This is a genomic window from Pseudarthrobacter sp. lyk4-40-TYG-27 (genome assembly GCF_030209295.1).
GTDB lineage: Bacteria > Actinomycetota > Actinomycetes > Actinomycetales > Micrococcaceae > Arthrobacter.
The window spans coordinates 61,531-79,446 of record NZ_JARVSH010000011.1; the positions used below are offsets into that span (position 1 = coordinate 61,531).

A 17,916-nucleotide genomic window follows, 5' to 3' on the forward strand; every position below is an offset into this window, starting at 1 on the left:
CCTCCATGACCCCTGTCCTACTTTTCATCCTCGGCGTCGTCTTCGTGGCCGTCGGCATTGCCGTGTCCATCGCCCTCCACGAGGTGGGGCACCTGGTGCCGGCCAAGCTCTTCAAGGTGCGCGTCACCAAGTACATGATCGGCTTCGGGCCCACCCTCTGGTCACGCCGCAAGGGTGAAACCGAGTACGGCGTGAAAGCCGTTCCGCTGGGCGGCTACGTCTCGATGATCGGCATGTACCCGCCCAACAAGGAGGACGGCTCGGTCCGGCCCTCCAGTACCGGGATGTTCCAGACGCTGGCTACGGAAGCCCGGTCACTAGCCCACGAAGAGGTAGGACCCGGCGACCACGACCGCGTCTTCTACCGGCTGCCGGTCTGGAAAAAAGTGATCGTGATGCTGGGCGGGCCGGCCATGAACATGGTCCTTGGGGTGGTGCTGACGGCCGTCCTCCTGATGGGATTTGGCATTGCCACCGCCACCACCACCATCTCCGACGTCTCCAAATGCCAAGTGGCCGCAGGGCAAACCGTCGATCCCGACTCTGCCGACTGCCAGCTGACCCCCGCGGCAGCGGCGGGACTCAAACCCAATGACACCATCACCTCCTTCGACGGCAAGGCCGTCACCAGCTGGGACCAGCTGACGGAGTGGATCCGCGCCTCTGCCGGCAAGGAAGTGGCCATCACCGTTCAGCGGGACGGCGCTGCCGTGTCAACCACGGTGACGCCGGTCCTGTCTTCCCGGCCCGTGATGGGCGCCGACGGGCGGCAGGCCACCGATGCTGCCGGCAACCTCCAGTACCAGGACGTCGGTTTCCTTGGCATCGGCGCGCAAACGGCGCTCGTGTCCCAGCCGGCGTCGTCCGTCCTGCCCATGGCCGGAGAGAACATCCGGCAGGTGGCCGGCGTGGTGTTCAACCTGCCCGCCCGTGTGGTGGGCGTAGCCAAGGCCGCTTTCAGCGAGGAACCCCGGGACCCCAACGGCCCCATCAGCGTGGTGGGCGTGGGCCGGGTGGCCGGCGAGGTTGCCGCCATGGAAGCTGTCCCGCTCCAGTCCCGGCTCGCCACCCTCGTGGGCCTGCTGGCTGGCCTGAACTTCGCACTGGCCGTATTCAACCTCATCCCGCTGCTGCCCCTTGACGGCGGCCATGTGGCCGGAGCCCTGTACGAAGGAGCGCGCCGCGCCGTAGCCAGGCTGCGCGGCCGGCCGGACCCGGGAGCCTTCGACATCGCGAAACTGCTGCCCGTGACCTACGTCGTGGCGGCCTTGTTGATGGGCATGAGCGCCCTGTTGATCTACGCGGACATCGTCAAGCCCGTCAATCTGTTCTGACATCAGCCGATTTAGGCTGACTTTGCTAAATCAGTCAGATTTGATTGATTGTTATGAATCACCCGCCTATGGTTGATCTATGTTCGTAATGACGATCGACCAGCGTGGCAGCACGGGTGACCTGGACCGGGTCCCGGGTTTCATTGAGCAGATCGCGCGCCTCGAACCTGCCGGGGCCGGCAGGCCGGCTTTCGAGCGGTCGGTCGGCGACGAAGTCCAAGGGGTGGTGCGGGACGCTGATGCCGTCGTGGACATCGCCCTGTACGCGCTCCGCGAAGGGCACTGGTACGTCGGCATCGGCGTCGGAACCGTGACGCTGCCGGCGGGTGCCAGCCCGCGGGAAGGCACCGGAACCGCGTTCGTGGCTGCCCGGAAGGCCGTTGAGCGCGCCAAGGCCGCCGCTTCCCAAGTGCCGGTGTCAGTGGTGGCCGGCATCATGGCGGGGGAGGCGGGCGGGAATACCCCGGCCGGGGAAGGGGAGCGGACATGCGCCAAAGCCGAAGCGGTGCTCCGGCTGCTGGGCCGCCTGGTCCAAGAGCGGACGGAAGCCCAGTGGCGGGTGGTTGACGCGCTGCGGCACCTGGACGCCGGCGCGCCCGGAGCCGGCCGGCCTGGTCCGGCCCGGCACGGCAGCCAAAAGCAGGTGGCCAGGGAACTTGGAATATCGGAGCAGTCCGTGAGCCGTACCGTGCTTCGCTCCGGATGGCAGGAAGAATGGGCAGCACGGCCGGCCGCATCGCTGCTGCTTGATCTCGCCCAAGCACAGGTGGTCCCGGCCGTACAGGAAACCGGAGCCGGCGATGGAGGAGTCAAGTGACCGCAGTGTGGGTGGCCGTGGCCTTGGCGGTGGCAGGTTTCGTGGGATGGCCGGTGACGGCCTTGGTGTTCAAGCTCGCCAGGACCATTGACGACAAAGCCGATGCCGCCACGACGGCAACGGACGCCGGCTCCGCTGCCCAGGACCCGTCTGCCGACGTCACGGTGGACGGCGAGCTGACGGCGCAACCCGGGCCGGCGGCGTCGAACGGAACGGACGCAGCCGCGTCGGCTCCGGGCCAGCGCATCCTGCGCGGCGGCGCCATCATCGGCGTGCTGGAACGGCTCGGCGTATGCCTTGCCATCCTGGCCGGCCAGCCGGTCGCCATCGCCTACATCGTCGCGATCAAGGGCCTCGGCAGGTTCGCTGAACTCAAGGAGACCCCTGTGGCCGCGGAGCGCTTCATCATCGGAACCCTCACCTCCATGCTCTGGGCGGCAGGAACCGCAGCCGCCGCCAAAGTCCTTTTCCTGCAGTAAACGTCCACCGCGTCCTCGAACCGGGACAGCCCGGATGGGTACGAAGGCAGCCATGGCGATAGGGTAGCCGTATGACAGTTTTTGCCGTTGAGTACGTTTACGCCGCCAACTCCACCGAAACCCGCAACGAGGTCCGGCCCGCGCACCGCGAATGGACAGGCGGCCTGGCGCAGGACGGTGTCATCGTGGCCAGCGGACCCTACGGCGACGGGGCCGGTGCCCTCCTGATCTTCACGGCAACAGACGAAGCTGCCCTGAACTCGATCCTTAAGCAGGACCCGTTTGCCGCGGCCGGCGTCATCGCCGGGACCCGCATCACTGAATGGTCACCGGTCACCGGCATGCTTGCCGGGCTCGCCGCGTAACCGCATCCCTACCCTTTCAACCCAAGGAGTCCACGTGACCTCGGTCAGCCTGGGAATGCCGTCAGCACCGCCGCCCGTCCTGGCACCCCGCCGCAAGACGCGCCAGATCAAAGTCGGCTCGGTAGGCGTGGGATCTGATTTCCCCATCAGCGTGCAGTCCATGACCACCACGCCCACCACGGACATCAACGCCACCCTCCAGCAGATTGCTGAGCTGACGGCGTCCGGCTGCGACATCGTGCGCGTCGCGTGCCCGTCCGCAGACGATGCCGAGGCGCTGCCCATCATCGCCCGCAAGTCCCAGATCCCGGTGATCGCAGACATCCACTTCCAGCCCAAGTATGTCTTCGCCGCCATCGAGGCCGGTTGCGCGGCAGTGCGCGTGAACCCCGGGAACATCCGGAAGTTCGATGACCAGGTCAAGGAAATCGCGGCCGCCGCGAAGGACCACGGCACCTCGATCCGGATCGGCGTCAATGCAGGCTCCCTGGAACCGGGCATCCTCAAGAAGTACGGCAAGGCCACCCCCGAAGCGCTCGTCGAGTCCGCTGTCTGGGAAGCGTCCCTTTTCGAGGAACACGGCTTCCACGACTTCAAGATCTCGGTCAAGCACAACGACCCCGTGATCATGGTGGCCGCCTACGAAATGCTCGCCGAAAAGGGCGACTGGCCGCTGCACCTCGGCGTCACCGAGGCCGGCCCCGCGTTCCAGGGGACCATCAAGTCCGCCACCGCGTTCGGGGCCCTGCTGTCCCGGGGGATCGGTGACACCATCCGGGTGTCCCTGTCCGCCCCGCCGGTGGAGGAAATCAAGGTGGGCAACCAGATCCTCCAGTCCCTCAACCTTCGTCCCCGCAAGCTGGAAATCGTCTCCTGCCCCTCCTGCGGACGGGCCCAGGTGGACGTCTACACTTTGGCCGAGCAGGTCACCGCCGGGCTGGAAGGGATGGAGATCCCGCTGCGCGTCGCTGTCATGGGCTGCGTCGTGAACGGTCCGGGCGAGGCCCGCGAAGCGGACCTCGGCGTTGCGTCCGGAAACGGCAAGGGCCAGATCTTTGTGAAGGGCGAGGTCATCAAGACTGTCCCTGAGAGCCAGATTGTTGAGACACTGATCGAAGAGGCCATGCGTATCGCGGAAGAGATGGGGGAGGCCGATGGCGAAGATGCTGTCAAGGGTAGCCCCGTGGTTAGCGTCTCGTAGGGACGATCCCGACCCTGCGGGTATTTCCGTCCGAACGCTTGACGGCCAGGACACCGCGGCGCTGGCCAGTCTGGCGCAGCAGGATCCCGTTACCAACGTGTTCATCCTGGCGCATTTGCGCGCCACGGGCACCGCAGCACCCACCGCCGGAGGCGCCGGCGTTCTGGGCGTCTTCGACAACGGCGTCCTTTCCGGTGCCTGCTGGGCCGGGGCAAACCTGGTGCCGGTCCAGCTTGACCCCGCCCTTGCGCCGCTGGTAGCCGGGGCCGCGAACAGCTCCGGGCGCCGGTATGCGTCCGCCTTTGGCCCCGCAGAGGCAGTGCTGGCCCTTCATGCGGAACTCGCCCAACTGGGCCACCGTGCCCACGAAGTGCGGGCGGACCAGCCGCTGATGGTCATCGCGGAGCGGCCACGGGTCCAGCCCCACCCGGGTTTGGCCCAGGGCAACCTGGCCGACTTTGACCGTATCCTTCCGGCCTGCGCCGCCATGTTTGAGGAAGAAGTAGGGTACTCGCCATACTTGGGCGGCCGGGAGTTCTACAGCCGCCGGGTGGAAGGCCTCATCCGGCAGGGCCACTCATTGGTCCACCTGAACGAGGCACATGAAGTGGTTTTCAAGGCCGAACTGGGGGCCGTCACCGCGGACGTCACCCAGGTCCAGGGCGTGTGGATGAATCCCCGGTACCGCGGCCAGGGGCTGAGCTCCGGCTACATGTCCGCCGTGGTGGAAAGAGCGCAGAAGATCGCGCCCGTGACCAGCCTGTACGTCAACGGCTTCAACACCAAGGCCCGGTCCACGTACGAACGTGTCGGCTTCCGGCAGGTGGGTACGTTCGCTACAGTTCTTTTCTAGCGGCGTCCGCCGGAGGAGAACTGAAAATTGGGGGAAAAATGAAGAAGACCGTGCTGGGAACATTCGGGGCTTCTGCCCTCCTGGCCATGGCGGTATCCGGGTGCGGGGGACCGGCCACCCCGCAGGCCGCGGATTCCCCGACCGCAGCGCCAGCGGCGTCACAGACCACAGCCGCCCCAACTCCCACGGCAACGCCCACGCCTACCGCCAAGGCCTATACGTCCGAACAGCTTGCTGCCATCGTGGGGCAGGTCAGGGACTCGGCGGACCGCAGGCTGACAGTCCTGCCCGCCGTTGATATCACCAAGACGCTGGACCAGACCAAGACTATGCTCGCGTCGATCGACGTCAAGCCCGCGGAGTGCAAGGAACTCGCAGCTGCCAGCGCCGTGCCGAACGTCGATGGCGCCACCATGGCCATCGGCATGAGCACCGACGCCGGCACCGGCGCGGCGACCGCGCTATCGCTGATCGCCGGCCTGGACCAGAGCCTGCTGGGCAAGGTGGCCAGCTCCGCGGACCAGCTGGCCAAGTGCTCCTCCATGACCATGACGGCCTCGGGCATGGAGGTATCGGTCACCGTGAAGGCCCTGCAGGGCGTGGGCTCTGTTCCCGGCGTCTTCGCATATCGTACGGACGCCACCTTGCCGGACGGCCGTACGCAGTCCACGGTCACGGCGCAGGCGGTGCAGCAGGGCGTGGTGCTCACTTCCGTCGCCTCCGGGGGCGCGAGCGAGGACGACGCCGTCCAACGGGCCGGTGCGCTCCTCGACTCGGCTGCTGCCCTGGTCAAATAGGGCCGGTGAGGTAGCGCTGCACCGTGGGTGCCACCAGCCGCACCACATCATCCGCGGGTGCTGACGCGAGCGGTTCCAGCCGCACCACGTAACGGACCATCATCAAACCCACGATCTGGGTTGCCACGAGGCTTCCGCGCAGCGCCACTTCCTGCGGCGGCCCGGGAACCGAAGCCGTGATCCTGGTGATCACCCGGCGTGCCACCGCCTCCCGAAGCTGCGACGTCCTGGCCGTGGACCCGATGGTTCCGCGCAGGAAGGCCAGGAGGCCGGCCTGGGCGGGGCTTTCCCAGAGCCGGAGGACCGTGCGGACCATCAACTCGGCCCGCTGGTCAGGGTCCGATTCCGCCATGCCCGCAAGGACCTGCTCCGGGTCGGCAGGCAGTTCCACGCTGAGGGCAAAGAGTTCGTCCTTGCCGTTGAAGAAATGGTGGATCATGGCCGGATCCACTCCCGCGGCGCGGGCCACCTGGCGCAGGCTGGTCCCGTCAAAGCCGTGTTCGGCGAAAAGCCTCCGGGCGGCGTCGAGGATGTGGTCGCGGGACGCGGTGGCGCCCACGCGGCGTCCGCGGCGCCCGGAACCCGCCGGGCGGCCGGAGCCCGCCGGGCGGCCGGAGCCCGCCGGGCGGCCGGCGGAACCCGCCGGACTCCCTGCCGGATCCGCTGCCGGACTCCCTCCCGGATCCGCTGGCCCGGGAAAGGTCACGCTGTCCGCCGGCGGAGCGTCAACGCGGCAAGCACCAGCACGCCGAGCGAGATGCCGGCCATGGCCGCCGCGTCCTGCCACAACCGGCTGGTTGCCTCAGTATGGGCGGCGACCTCTTGGAGGGCGTCCACCGAGTACGTCAGGGGGAGCACGTTGGAGATGGCTTCCAGTACGTCATTCATCCGGTCCCGGGCAACGAACAGTCCACACAACAGGATCTGCGGCACCACCACTACCGGCATGAACTGGACGGCCTGGAATTCGGTCCTGGCAAAGGCCGAACAGAACAGGCCCAGCGCGACGCCCAGGACCGCGTTGATCACCGCGATCAGCACCACGTAGCCGGGGGCGCCGGCGATGTCCAGGCCAAAAATCCAGTAGGCCACCGCTGTGGCCACGAGTGACTGGAGTGCGGCCATCAGGGAGAAAGCCACGCCGTACCCGAACAACAGGTCCGCCTTGTGCACCGGCGTGGTGAGCAGCCGCTCCAAGGTCCCGGACGTGCGTTCCCGCAGCATGGTGATGGACGTGACCAGGAACATCACCACGAACGGAAAGATGGCCAGCATCATCAGGCCAACCCGGTCGAACGTCCGGGGAACACCCGGCGGCAGCACCTCATTCTCATAGAGGAAGTACACCGCCGTGAGCAGCAGCGCCGGCACCACCAGGATCAGGGCGATGCTGCGGTGGTCGTGGCGGAGCTGGCTGAGCACCCGGCGGGTGGTGGCGAGCATCATCAGGATGTCCATCAGTGCACCGTCCCCTCCGGGCGGGACGATGCCACGGCTTCCGGTTCATCGCCTGTCCCGGCGTGGTCCGCGTTCCGGATGATGGCCAGGAAGGCCTGTTCCAGGTTGCTGCTGTGCCCGCGCCTGCTGAGCTCGTCCGGAGTGAGCTGCGCGAGGAGCCGGCCCTCCCGCAACAGCAGCAGCGTGTCGCAGCGGCTGGCCTCCTCCATGACGTGGCTGGAGACCAGGAGGGTGGTCCCGGCCCGCGCCATGGCCCGAAACCGTTCCCACAGGTCGGCCCGGAGGACAGGGTCCAGGCCGACGGTGGGCTCGTCCAGCACCAAAAGGCGGGGGTGGGCCACCAGTGCGCAGGCCAGGGAGACGCGGTTGACCTGGCCGCCGGAGAGGTCGGCGGTCTTGCGGCGTGCCAGGGCTTCGAGGCCGACGGCGGCAACCGCCTCGGCCACGTCGGCTTTCCCTTTCCGGTGCATGGCACCGAAATAGCGGACGTTCGCTTCGACGGTCAGGTCCGGATAGACACTGGGGGACTGGGTGACGTACCCAACCTGCCGCCGCAAGGTGGCACTGCCCGCCGGCAGGCCCAGCACCTCGACGGTGCCGCCGGCTATGCGCTGCGCTCCCACGATGGTGCGCATGAGCGTGGTCTTGCCGCTTCCGGAGGGTCCCAGCAGACCGGTGATGCGTCCTGCTGGAATGCTGAAGTTCAGCCCGGCCAGCACGGTACGCCGTCCCAGTTTCACGGTCAGTGAGGACGCCGCGACGGCCGGGATGGCCTGCCGGCGGACCTCCGCCAGGGGTGCTTCCGGGTGGGTCATAACGCCTCCGTCGCCGCGCAGGGCTTCCCCTGACGGATCCGCCGGGGAATTCATCACCTGGTGAATTAAATGTAGGCCGGGGTGGCCGAGGGGGCAAGGGAATCCTCCGGCGCAGAAACACTTGTCAAACGTGTTCACCATCACATAGGTTCAATCTAGCTGCGCTGGAAGTGGGGTGGGCGGTCTCACCAGTCCTCACCAGTACTTAGGCGATAACGGCGTTGGGCCACGCCCGGATGCGATGACCAGCCTCACTGGGGGGCCAGGGGCTTTGTATTTTCCGGGCGTGGCCCTACTGTTTCCCGGCGCAGCGGGCTTCCCGGCCCGGGCGGGCTGCCCCTCCAGTCAGTGCCGCAGGGCGTGTGCCGGTAGATTAGTACCCAGACGAATTGTCCGGCCCTGCTGACCCAGCACTTCCCCAGAAACGGATACCACCCGTGGTCCTACGACTGTCCCAGCTTTTCCTGCGCACGCTGCGCGAAGACCCCGTCGATGCCGAGGTTGCCAGCCACAAACTGTTGGTCCGCGCCGGCTACATCCGCCGCGCGGCTCCCGGAATCTACACGTGGCTTCCGCTGGGGCTGAGCGTCCTGCGCAAGGTCGAGGAGATCATCCGCCAGGAAATGGCCGCCATCGGCGCCCAGGAAGTGCACTTCCCGGCACTCCTCCCGCGCGAACCGTACGAGGCCACCAACCGGTGGACCGAATACGGTGAGGGCCTGTTCCGGCTCCAGGACCGCAAAGGCGCCGACTACCTGCTGGCTCCCACGCACGAGGAAATGTTCACGCTCCTGGTCAAGGACCTGTATTCCTCCTACAAGGACCTCCCGCTGAGCCTGTACCAGATCCAGAACAAGTACCGCGATGAAGCACGCCCGCGTGCGGGCCTCCTGCGCGGCCGTGAGTTCATCATGAAGGACTCCTACTCCTTCGACGTCGACGACGCCGGCCTGGATGCCAGCTACGCAGCCCACCGGGGCGCCTACCTGAAGATCTTCGAACGCCTGGGCCTCGAGGTGGTTCCGGTGGCAGCCACCGCCGGTGCCATGGGCGGGTCCAAGAGCGAGGAATTCCTGTTCCCCACCGAAATCGGGGAGGACACTTTCGTCCGTTCCGCCGGCGGGTATGCAGCCAACGTCGAGGCCGTCACCACCGTGGTTCCCGACGAGATCGACTTCAGCAACGCCCCGGCCGCCGAAGTCCTGGACACCCCGGATACGCCCACCATCGAGACGCTGGTGGCGGCTTCGAACCAGATTGCCCCGCGGGCAGAGGCCGACGGCGGCGCCTGGAGCGCCTCTGACACGCTGAAGAATGTGGTCCTCGCCGTGACGCTGCCCACCGGCGAGCGGCAGCTGGTGGTCATCGGCGTTCCCGGCGACCGCGCCGTGGACCTCAAGCGCGTGGAAGCCAACATTGGTGCGTTCCTGCCGATCGCGGGCGAGATCGGCCTCGAGCAGGCCGGCGAGGAAGACCTCAAGAAGCAGCCCCTGATCGTCAAGGGCTACCTGGGCCCCGGCCTGTCGCTCGACCAGCCGCTCCTGGGCACCGAGAGTGCCACCAAGCTGCTGTACCTGGTGGACCCGCGCGTGGTCAGCGGAACAACGTGGATTACCGGTGCCAACCAGGCAGGCAAGCACGTCTTCGGCCTGGTGGCCGGACGCGACTTCACCTGGGACGGCGTCATCGAGTGCACCGAAGTCCGCGCAGGGGACCCCTCACCTGACGGTTCCGGCCCCCTGGAGACGGCCCGCGGCATCGAGATGGGCCACATCTTCCAGCTCGGCCGCAAGTATGCCGAAGCCCTTGACCTCAAGGTCCTGGACCAGAATGGCAAGCAGGTGGTGGTCACCATGGGCTCCTACGGCGTCGGCGTCACCCGTGCCGTTGCCGCGCTTGCCGAAGCCAACCATGACGAGCGCGGCCTGGTCTGGCCCCGCACGGTGGCTCCGGCCGACGTCCACGTCGTGGCCGTGGGCCGCGGGGACGAAATCTTCCAGGCAGCGGAAAAGTTGTCCGCAGAACTCGAAGAGGCCGGCCTCTCCGTGATCTACGACGACCGCCCCAAAGTCTCGCCCGGCGTGAAGTTTGGCGATGCCGAGCTTGTGGGCGTGCCCACCATCCTGGCCGTAGGCCGCGGACTGGTGGACGGCGTGGTGGAGATCAAGGACCGCCGCAGCGGCGAGGCCGAGAACGTTGCAGTGGACAAGGCCGTCGACTACGTGGTCAACGCCGTCCGCAACCGGTGATCTCCGGCTTCGAATCGATCCAGCTCACCACCATCATCCTGATCGTGGTAGCTGGGTTCGCGGCCGGCTGGGTTGATGCGGTAGTGGGCGGGGGAGGCCTCATCCAGCTTCCGGCGCTGCTGTTGGTTCCCGGCATCGCGCCGGTGCAGGCATTGGCCACCAACAAGATGGGCTCCATCTTCGGAACCGCCACGAGTGCAGCGACGTACTACCGGCGGGTGGGACCAGACCTTCGGACCGCCGTTCCCATGGCAGCCATTGCCTTGGCGGGCAGTTTTGGCGGCGCCAGCCTGGCCGCTTCCCTGCCCGCCGGGGTGTTCAAGCCGATCATCGTGTTGGCGCTGGTCGCCGTCGCGCTCTTCACCGCGCTGAAGCCCACTGTGGGCGACCTGACGGCGCTGCGGCACGACGGCCACAAGCACTACGTCGTCGCCTGCCTCATCGGTGCCGTGATCGGCTTCTACGACGGACTCATCGGTCCCGGGACGGGGTCCTTCCTGGTCATCGCCCTGGTGTCCGCCATGGGCTACGCGTTCCTGGAGGCCAGCGCCAAAGCCAAGATCGTGAACATGGCCACCAACGCCGGTGCGCTGCTGTTCTTCCTGCCGCACGGGTCCATCCTGTGGGGCCTCGGCCTGCTGCTCGGGGCAGCCAACATGGCCGGCGGCTACCTTGGCGCCCGCACCGCTGTGAACCAGGGCAGCAAGTTTGTCCGGGTGGTCTTCCTGGTGGTTGTCGCCGCGCTGATCGTCAAGCTCGGCTACGACGTCTGGGAGGACAACTTCGCCTGACCGGTGCGCAAAACTGCTCCTCGTGGCGGAACCCGCCCGGGCGTAGCATGCAGGTATGGCACCCGGGGATGACGAGTACGCACCGGCACTCGCGGCCGCGGCGAGGCACACCCAAGCCTGGCTGGCCAGCCTTCCAATCCGGCCTGTGGGGCCCAGCCTGCACGCGTCCGAGCTTGCCGCAGCCTTTGGCGGGCCGCTCCCGGACGCCGGCATGCCGGCAGCAGAGGTCATCGACCTGCTTGCCGCAGCGGCCGAACCCGGACTCATGGCCATGCCCTCGGGCCGGTTTTTCGGCTGGGTGATCGGCGGCACCCTTCCCGCTGCCCTTGCCTCGGACTGGCTGGTCAGCGCCTGGGACCAGAATGCCGGCCTGCGCTATGCCACTCCGGCCACGGCTGCCATAGAGGAAGCCGCCGGCACCTGGCTGCTGGACTTGTTGGGGTTGCCCGGCGCCGCGGACGTCGGGTTCGTCACCGGCGCCACCATGGCGAATTTCACTGGCATGGCTGCCGCCCGGTGGCGGCTGCTGACCGGCGCAGGCTGGGACCTGGACCGCGACGGGCTGTCCGGCGCACCCCGGATCCGCTGCTTCGTGGGCAAGGAGCGCCACGACACCGTGGACCTCGGCCTGCGGTACCTTGGGCTGGGACAGCCGACGGCGGTGGACGCCGACGGTCAAGGGCGCCTGGTCCCTGCCGCGCTGGATGCCGCCCTCGCGTCCGGCACGGGACCCGCCCTGGTGTGCCTCCAGGCCGGGAACCTGCACTCCGGCGCCTTCGACCCGTTTGCGGACGCCATCGCCGTCGCGCGCAAGCACGGGGCGTGGGTGCACATCGATGGTGCGTTCGGATTGTGGGCGGCTGCCGCGCCGGAGCTGCGGCACCTCACCGCAGGCTTCGAGGAAGCGGACTCGTGGGGCACCGATGCCCACAAGACCCTGAACGTGCCCTATGACTGCGGCATTGCGATTGTCCGGGACGCCGCGGCGCTCCGGGCAGCCATGGGCCTGCACGCCAGTTACCTCGTGCACGACGCCGAAGGCCCGGGGGACCCGTTCGAGAAGGTCCCGGAGTTGTCGCGGCGCGCCCGCGGAGTGCCGGTCTGGGCAGCCCTGAAAAGCCTGGGCCGCGATGGGGTCGCAGCCCAGGTGGCCGCGCTGGCGGCTGCTGCCGCCGCGATCGCCGACGGCCTGGCAGCGCTGGACGGCGTGGAGGTCCTCAATGACGTCGGCTACACCCAGGTGTGCATCGCGTTCGGAGACGACGAGACCACCCGTGCGGTGACGGCCCGCATCATCGAGGACGGGAAAGTATGGATGTCCGGTTCGCGTTGGCAGGACCGCGACATCCTCCGCGTCTCCGTGAGCAACTGGCATACCGGCGGTGGGGACGTCGCCACCGCCGTGGAAGCTGTCCGCTCAGCCCTGGCCGCCGTGCGGACTTCGTGACCATCTCCGGGGCGGGACGTTCCGGCCGGCTGCCGGCTCCTATCCGCCCTGGCCCGGCTCCGGCAGGGCATGGGGGTGCGGCAAGCCCTCCAGGGTGCCCCCGGCCAGCGTGCTGGCAACCCAGAGCGACCGGGCCAGGTCGCCGTCGTGCCCGTGCGCGGCGTACCACAGCGCGTTGTCCACCTCCCTGGCGATGCCCCATTGCCGGGCCGCGTCCGGGTCGAGGCCGGCGGCCGTGCTGAAGTCGTGGCACCGCCGGAGCAGGCCGCGGCCGGCATCTTTTGCCGGCAGGTCCGCCAGGCGGTTCCACAGCAGGGGCGCGACGGCGAATTCCGGCTCGCCGATCATTGGCTGCGGGTCGATGGCCGCGTAACCGTCCCGCCCGTGTGGCCCATCCGGTGCCGCAGTCCCGGGACGGGCCAGGACATTCAGGAAATGCAGGTCTGTGTGGACCAGCAGGTCCCGGGCAGACCTCCGCCCGACCACGCCGCGGGTCTGGCACACTTCCAGGGCGGCTTCCAGCAGCCAGCGGGGAAAAGGCCGTCCAAGCTGCTCCCAATCCGCGGGAAAGTCGTCGCTCCACTGCTCCGCCCGCGCTGCAATGTGGCCGAACTCCAGCCACTGCGGGCGCTCATCCGGGACCAGCCCCAACTGCCGGACCAAGGCACCCCACAACGGGACGGCGTCGTCCACCGGCAGGGCAGCCAGCGACCGCCCGGCGTCAAGGCGTTCCAGGAGCATGGCGCATGACCCGGTGTCCGAGGCCAGCAGGGTCACGGCACCCAGCCCGTTCCAAAGCGCCAGCGCATGGCGCTCCACCATGGCCTCGTCGTGGGGAAAAGCGATCTTGAGCGCCGCAGGGCAGCCGTCCTCCTGCCGGACCGGGACCACCATGCCGCCGTGCCCGCTCCAGGGGAGGCTGGCGGGGGCCAGGTCGACCTCAAGGTGCCACTGCGCCAAGCGGTCCTCCAGCAGCCCGGTCAAGGCGCCGATCCAGGCCCGGCCGGCGCTGGTGCGTGCGTACCGGGACTCGAGGTCCGGAGGGATGGAGACTGCCTGCGCCCTGGTCACCGGATCAGACAACGCCCGAGGCGCCGAGCAGGTTGCCGATGAGGAACGTCGCAGCCAGCGCCAGGGCCCCGCCCACCACCACCCGGACGGCCGCCTTGGTTCTTGACCCCCCGCCAATCCATGCCCCCAGGGCTCCCGTCAACGCCAGGGCCACCAAAACCGACACGAACGTCAACGGGATCCGGAGCTCCGGCGGCGGAAGGAGAATAGCCAGCATGGGCAGGATGGCGCCGATGGTAAAGGCGAGCGCCGAGGCGAACGCCGCGTGCCAGGGACTGACGATATCCGTTTCGTCAATGTTCAGTTCCGCGGACAAGTGTGCTGCCAGGACATCATGGGCCGTAAGTTCCCGGGCCAACTTGGCTGCAGTCTCGGGGGTCAAGCCCTTGGCCTGGTAGATGGCGGTCAACTCGGCCAGTTCCGCGTCCGGTTCTTCCGCCAGTTCCCGGCGTTCCTTCTCGATGAGGGCCCGCTGGCTGTCACTTTGGCTGCTCACGGAAACGTACTCGCCCAACGCCATGGACACCGCACCGCCCACCACGCCGGCGACACCCGCCGTGAGGATGGGGCCGGACGCGGCGGTGGCACCTGCCACGCCCACCACGATCGCCGCCACGGAGACGATGCCGTCGTTGGCGCCCAGGACACCGGCACGCAGCCAGTTCAGCCGGTGGGCTGTATCGTCGCCGTGGGGTTCGGTCTCACGGTGGCGGTTCAGCTCCGGGGTTTCCGGGGTGGTGCCCCGGGCGTCGGCCGGTTCGTCCGCGTTCATGCCTTCAGCAAACCACCCCGGACGCCCCGGTGCCACCCCTCCGGCGTGGTCCCCTGCGAGCCGGCGCCTTTGGGAGTCAACGGGGCACAGTTTGCGGTCAGGATGGTGTGGGGGATGCCGTGGCGGATTCGCCGCCACGAAGCGCAGGCAGTTGCCCCACGTCCAGGATGAGGCCTGGGACCGGTCCCGGGTCTGCGCCCCACCGCGCGGCCCGGACCGCCGTGGACTCCAGCGCCCCCAGCGCCCAGGCCCGGTCCTGGCCTTGGGTCAGTGCCACGGCATCGCCGTAGGCCGCCAAGGTTGACGCTTCGATCCGGCCCAGCCCCGCCACAGGTGCGGCCAGGAAGCCGCCATCGAGGATAAAGCCCGGCTGCTGCGGCACGGGTACTCCGCAGGCACGCCGGAAGCGTGCTTCCGCGGACGCGGCAAGGCCTTTGTGCCGGCCCAGGAATTCAGACGCAGGGCCCGCCTCCGCCGGTGCGAGGCGGGGGAGGGCCGCCTGGTAGGCATAGATGGCCTGCTGCTCGGCGACAGTTACGGCTGCCAAGGCCTGGCGCGCGCCGGCAGGAGCGCCGGACCCGGTGGACTCCGGCGCGGCCGCAGTGGCAGGTGGCGCCACGCAGGGTGACGCGCTGGCGGCAGCCCCGGAAGCATCCGCGTCGGGTAATGGTGCCGTGCCCTGCGGCGCCGGCAGCCCGGCCGCCGCAGCGAGCCTCCCGGCCGCGAGCAGCTGGGCGGTGCCGGTCCCGGCCAGGAGGCGGGCCAAGCCGCCGTCGGCCTCGCCTGCGTCCCTGATGCGGACGCGGCCGCTCGCGGCGAGTGCCTGGACCACCTCTGCCGCCCCCTTGGCAGGGGTGGCAGAGGCTGGCGACGGGGACCCCGACCCCTGCGCGCCAGCTTCGGGGGAAGGGGACTGGAGGGCCCTGGCCTGGATGGTCAGCAACGTCACAACGGCGTCCACCGTGGTCGAATCCACGGCACCGTCGACCGTCAGGCCCTGTCCCGCAGCCCGCAGTTCCAGGGCGTCCGTGAGCGCCGCCGCCCGGGCCTGCTCCGAAAAGGAAGGAACCGCCGGCGCGGGCTTTTCCGCGGGAACCATGGCGAAACCGAGGCTCAGGACAACCAGCGCCGCCAAGGCGAGGGCGGCAACACGGAACAGACGCAGGCGCGGGTGGCTGTCATGGCGGCGGTCATTCACAACAGACCATGGTGTCACGCTGCGGGGGAACCCCGGTGCACCACTGGGCCGGTAAAATAGCTACGCTAGTAAACACACATCATCTATAGGGAGGGCGGCCGGCATCGTGAGCAATGCAGAAGCCACGGCTTCACCAGACCACACCGGTACGGGAAGCGGATCCGCACCGGCCCACAACCCGGAAGCCGCCCGGCTCCGGGCTCTTTTGGAGCCCGCCGTCCAGGCCAACCGGCTCTACCTTGAGGACGTGGCCATCAACATCGCCGGCTCGCACCGGGTGGTCAACGTCGTGGTGGACCTCCCGCAGGAGGAAACGGGCGGTGTCAGCCTGGACGTCATTGCAGACATCTCGAAGGTGCTCTCCGACGTCCTGGACAACGACCCCAGCGCCGACACGCGCCCGTACGACCTCGAGGTGTCCTCGCCCGGCGTCGGGCGTCCCCTGACCGAACCACGCCACTGGCACCGTGCCCGTGGCCGGATGGTCAAGGTCAACGTGGTCCAGGGTGAGAACGTCACCGGGCGCATCCAGTCGGTGGACGACGACGGCGTGACCCTGGTCCCCGAGGTCGCCGTCAAGAAGGGCATGAAGCCCCGGCAGGGCGAACCCGTAAAGCTTCCTTTCGACAGGATCCGCAACGGAAAAGTCGAGATCGAATTCAGCCACCTCTCCGGGGATGGTCTGGAACCTGAACACAATGGACCTTCCGAGGAGGCCTGATGGATATTGACATGAGCGCACTGAGGCTTTTGGAGCGTGAGCGTGAAATCCCGCTGGACCTCCTGATCCCCACCATCGAGCAGGCGCTCCTGGTGGCCTACCACAAGTCGCCCGGCGCCTTCGAAAAAGCGCGTGCCGAGCTGGACCGCAAGAGCGGCCACGTGACCATCTGGGCTGTCGAAATTGACGACGACGGCGCTCCGATCGGCGAATTCGAGCACACCCCCGAAGGGTTCGGCCGGATCGCTGCCAGCACCGCGCGCCAAATCATCCTGCAGCGGCTCCGCGACGTCGAGGATGACAACGTCCTGGGCGAGTTCAAGGGCCGCGAGGGCGAGCTGGTGTCCGGCACCATCCAGCAGGGCAACAACCCGCACATGATCCAGGTCAACCTCGGATCGCTGGAGGCGCTGCTGCCGCCGCCGGAGCAGGTCCCCGGGGAAAAGTACATCCACGGCAACCGCCTGCGCGCCCTGGTGATCGACGTCCACCGCGGCACCAAGGGTCCGTCGGTCACGCTGTCCCGCTCGCACCCGGGCCTGGTCCGGAAGCTTTTCGAACTCGAAGTGCCCGAGATCGCCGACCACTCGGTGGAAATCGTGGCACTGGCACGCGAGGCCGGACACCGGACCAAGATTGCCGTGAAGGCGAACACTCCCGGGATCAACGCCAAGGGCGCGTGCATCGGGGAAATGGGATCGCGGGTCCGGGCTGTCATGACCGAACTCAACGACGAAAAGATCGACATCGTCGATTTCAGCGAGAACCCGGCGACCTTCATCGCCAGCGCCCTCTCGCCGTCGCGCGTGAATTCCGTCACCATTACCGACGAAGCAACCCGGTCCGCCCGGGTGGTGGTCCCCGACTACCAGTTGTCCCTGGCCATCGGCAAGGAAGGCCAGAACGCCCGACTGGCGGCAAAGCTGACGGGCTGGCGGATCGACATCGTCTCCGACGCCGCGGCCCCCCGCGACAAATAACGTTCAAGGCAGGGTGGCTGCCGGACTCCGGCAGCCACCCGGTTTCGGGCAGAAGGGCCCAAAGGGGCTAGAATAGATAAGACCGCGCCTAACGGCCGGCAGCCGTGTGCCCTGTGCATGCCAGTTTTCCGGGACTCCGGAGGCGGGTATTCGAGGGCCAGCAGAATGAACGTCAGGACGATGACCGTGGCAGAAGTGCTTTCCACCGGGAGTCAGCCCGAACGTACCTGCATCGGATGCCGGAAGAAAGGCCTGCGGTCGCAGTTGCTCCGGCTCGTCGCCGAAGGCAGCGGGTCAACCGCTGTCCTGGTGGATGAACGACGCCGGATGTCTGGCCGGGGTGCATGGCTGCACCCCAGCCAATCGTGCCTGGCTCTGGCGATCAAGCGGCGAGCATTCGGACGTGCCCTTCCGGGCGCGACCGGAACAGCCGCCATCGAACACTGGATCATGTCAGGTCCGAGCGTTGACGCCGCCCCGGTGGCTGCAACACCAACCGTCCAACCTGAAAGCGGGTCAGAAATCTGATGGAAACCCGATGAGTTCCCAGCGATGAGTGCGTAACGAT

The 17,916-nt window shown here is 68.0% G+C and carries 19 protein-coding genes; 13 read left to right on the top strand and 6 right to left on the bottom strand.

Annotated elements, in window-relative coordinates:
• The first annotated feature begins 5 nt into the window (after window positions 1-5).
• From QRM96_RS18395 to QRM96_RS18425, 7 genes are all read left to right on the top strand, one after another.
• Complete coding sequence (locus tag QRM96_RS18395) at window positions 6-1,334, top strand: M50 family metallopeptidase (RefSeq protein ID WP_109044929.1); 1,329 nt, start codon at window positions 6-8, stop codon at window positions 1,332-1,334.
• Between the two features lie 79 nt (window positions 1,335-1,413).
• The gene (locus QRM96_RS18400; RefSeq protein WP_026265062.1) at window positions 1,414-2,151 is read left to right on the top strand and encodes a hypothetical protein; all 738 of its coding nucleotides are present in this window, start codon (window positions 1,414-1,416) and stop codon (window positions 2,149-2,151) included.
• Window positions 2,148-2,630: a hypothetical protein gene (locus QRM96_RS18405; RefSeq protein ID WP_018763460.1), complete on the top strand. Its 483-nt coding sequence runs from the start codon at window positions 2,148-2,150 to the stop codon at window positions 2,628-2,630. The genes QRM96_RS18400 and QRM96_RS18405 overlap by 4 nt, the downstream gene beginning before the upstream one ends.
• Window positions 2,631-2,701: 71 nt before the next feature.
• Window positions 2,702-2,995 carry a YciI family protein gene (locus QRM96_RS18410; protein WP_018763461.1) on the top strand — a complete coding sequence of 98 codons (294 nt, stop codon included), beginning with the start codon at window positions 2,702-2,704 and terminating at the stop codon, window positions 2,993-2,995.
• 34 nt (window positions 2,996-3,029) lie between these two features.
• Window positions 3,030-4,196: a flavodoxin-dependent (E)-4-hydroxy-3-methylbut-2-enyl-diphosphate synthase gene (gene ispG / locus QRM96_RS18415; protein ID WP_018763462.1), complete on the top strand. Its 1,167-nt coding sequence runs from the start codon at window positions 3,030-3,032 to the stop codon at window positions 4,194-4,196.
• Complete coding sequence (locus QRM96_RS18420) at window positions 4,159-5,049, top strand: GNAT family N-acetyltransferase (RefSeq protein WP_109044927.1); 891 nt, start codon at window positions 4,159-4,161, stop codon at window positions 5,047-5,049. The genes ispG and QRM96_RS18420 overlap by 38 nt, the downstream gene beginning before the upstream one ends.
• A gap of 38 nt (window positions 5,050-5,087) precedes the next feature.
• Window positions 5,088-5,846 carry a hypothetical protein gene (locus tag QRM96_RS18425; protein ID WP_018763464.1) on the top strand — a complete coding sequence of 253 codons (759 nt, stop codon included), beginning with the start codon at window positions 5,088-5,090 and terminating at the stop codon, window positions 5,844-5,846.
• Here the strand turns inward: QRM96_RS18425 and QRM96_RS18430 are convergent.
• From QRM96_RS18430 to QRM96_RS18440, 3 genes are all read right to left on the bottom strand, one after another.
• On the bottom strand, window positions 5,839-6,405 hold the full coding sequence (locus QRM96_RS18430; RefSeq protein ID WP_285320521.1) for a TetR/AcrR family transcriptional regulator: 567 nt from the start codon (window positions 6,403-6,405) through the stop codon (window positions 5,839-5,841). The two genes, QRM96_RS18425 and QRM96_RS18430, sit on opposite strands and share 8 nt — an antisense overlap.
• A gap of 143 nt (window positions 6,406-6,548) precedes the next feature.
• Window positions 6,549-7,304: an ABC transporter permease gene (locus tag QRM96_RS18435; RefSeq protein ID WP_165837995.1), complete on the bottom strand. Its 756-nt coding sequence runs from the start codon at window positions 7,302-7,304 to the stop codon at window positions 6,549-6,551.
• On the bottom strand, window positions 7,304-8,119 hold the full coding sequence (locus QRM96_RS18440; RefSeq protein WP_018763467.1) for an ABC transporter ATP-binding protein: 816 nt from the start codon (window positions 8,117-8,119) through the stop codon (window positions 7,304-7,306). Before QRM96_RS18440 ends, QRM96_RS18435 begins: the two co-directional genes overlap by 1 nt.
• 437 nt (window positions 8,120-8,556) lie before the next feature.
• On the opposite strand from QRM96_RS18440, the gene QRM96_RS18445 reads away from it, so the two are divergent.
• From QRM96_RS18445 to QRM96_RS18455, 3 genes are read left to right on the top strand one after another with little or no spacing between them, the layout of a single operon-like run.
• Complete coding sequence (locus tag QRM96_RS18445; protein ID WP_285320522.1) at window positions 8,557-10,368, top strand: proline--tRNA ligase; 1,812 nt, start codon at window positions 8,557-8,559, stop codon at window positions 10,366-10,368.
• Window positions 10,365-11,159 carry a sulfite exporter TauE/SafE family protein gene (locus QRM96_RS18450; protein ID WP_285320523.1) on the top strand — a complete coding sequence of 265 codons (795 nt, stop codon included), beginning with the start codon at window positions 10,365-10,367 and terminating at the stop codon, window positions 11,157-11,159. The genes QRM96_RS18445 and QRM96_RS18450 overlap by 4 nt, the downstream gene beginning before the upstream one ends.
• A gap of 55 nt (window positions 11,160-11,214) precedes the next feature.
• Window positions 11,215-12,606, top strand: a complete 1,392-nt coding sequence (locus QRM96_RS18455) for a pyridoxal phosphate-dependent decarboxylase family protein (RefSeq protein WP_285320524.1) — start codon at window positions 11,215-11,217, stop codon at window positions 12,604-12,606.
• Between the two features lie 39 nt (window positions 12,607-12,645).
• Here the strand turns inward: QRM96_RS18455 and QRM96_RS18460 are convergent, their stop codons facing one another.
• The 3 genes from QRM96_RS18460 to QRM96_RS18470 form a co-directional block, all read right to left on the bottom strand.
• Window positions 12,646-13,677: an aminoglycoside phosphotransferase family protein gene (locus tag QRM96_RS18460; RefSeq protein WP_018763471.1), complete on the bottom strand. Its 1,032-nt coding sequence runs from the start codon at window positions 13,675-13,677 to the stop codon at window positions 12,646-12,648.
• A gap of 4 nt (window positions 13,678-13,681) precedes the next feature.
• Entirely contained in the window at window positions 13,682-14,449 is a 768-nt protein-coding gene (locus QRM96_RS18465) for a VIT1/CCC1 transporter family protein (protein WP_285320525.1), read from the bottom strand.
• A 97-nt stretch (window positions 14,450-14,546) separates the two neighbouring features.
• Window positions 14,547-15,647 (bottom strand): DUF4439 domain-containing protein, encoded by a 1,101-nt coding sequence (locus QRM96_RS18470; RefSeq protein ID WP_285320526.1) that lies wholly within the window; start codon window positions 15,645-15,647, stop codon window positions 14,547-14,549.
• A 106-nt stretch (window positions 15,648-15,753) separates the two neighbouring features.
• Here QRM96_RS18470 and rimP point away from each other — a divergent pair, with 106 nt between their 5' ends.
• The 3 genes from rimP to QRM96_RS18485 all read left to right on the top strand — a co-directional run bounded on the left by rimP (window position 15,754) and on the right by QRM96_RS18485 (window position 17,876).
• Window positions 15,754-16,368 carry a ribosome maturation factor RimP gene (gene rimP / locus QRM96_RS18475; protein WP_018763474.1) on the top strand — a complete coding sequence of 205 codons (615 nt, stop codon included), beginning with the start codon at window positions 15,754-15,756 and terminating at the stop codon, window positions 16,366-16,368.
• Window positions 16,368-17,348: a transcription termination factor NusA gene (nusA, locus tag QRM96_RS18480; RefSeq protein WP_018763475.1), complete on the top strand. Its 981-nt coding sequence runs from the start codon at window positions 16,368-16,370 to the stop codon at window positions 17,346-17,348. The genes rimP and nusA overlap by 1 nt, the downstream gene beginning before the upstream one ends.
• A 180-nt stretch (window positions 17,349-17,528) precedes the next feature.
• The gene (locus QRM96_RS18485; RefSeq protein WP_285320527.1) at window positions 17,529-17,876 is read left to right on the top strand and encodes a YlxR family protein; all 348 of its coding nucleotides are present in this window, start codon (window positions 17,529-17,531) and stop codon (window positions 17,874-17,876) included.
• Window positions 17,877-17,916: the final 40 nt, after the last annotated feature.

Coding starts and splice junctions, on each gene's coding strand:
- QRM96_RS18395 (WP_109044929.1), top strand. CDS start 6: ATGACCCCTGTCCTACTTTTCATCCTCGGCGTCGTCTTCGTGGCCGTC.
- QRM96_RS18465 (WP_285320525.1), bottom strand. CDS start 14,449: ATGAACGCGGACGAACCGGCCGACGCCCGGGGCACCACCCCGGAAACC.
- QRM96_RS18410 (WP_018763461.1), top strand. CDS start 2,702: ATGACAGTTTTTGCCGTTGAGTACGTTTACGCCGCCAACTCCACCGAA.
- QRM96_RS18485 (WP_285320527.1), top strand. CDS start 17,529: ATGACCGTGGCAGAAGTGCTTTCCACCGGGAGTCAGCCCGAACGTACC.
- QRM96_RS18440 (WP_018763467.1), bottom strand. CDS start 8,119: ATGACCCACCCGGAAGCACCCCTGGCGGAGGTCCGCCGGCAGGCCATC.
- QRM96_RS18400 (WP_026265062.1), top strand. CDS start 1,414: ATGTTCGTAATGACGATCGACCAGCGTGGCAGCACGGGTGACCTGGAC.
- QRM96_RS18435 (WP_165837995.1), bottom strand. CDS start 7,304: ATGGACATCCTGATGATGCTCGCCACCACCCGCCGGGTGCTCAGCCAG.
- nusA (WP_018763475.1), top strand. CDS start 16,368: ATGGATATTGACATGAGCGCACTGAGGCTTTTGGAGCGTGAGCGTGAA.
- QRM96_RS18455 (WP_285320524.1), top strand. CDS start 11,215: ATGGCACCCGGGGATGACGAGTACGCACCGGCACTCGCGGCCGCGGCG.
- QRM96_RS18420 (WP_109044927.1), top strand. CDS start 4,159: ATGCTGTCAAGGGTAGCCCCGTGGTTAGCGTCTCGTAGGGACGATCCC.
- QRM96_RS18425 (WP_018763464.1), top strand. CDS start 5,088: ATGAAGAAGACCGTGCTGGGAACATTCGGGGCTTCTGCCCTCCTGGCC.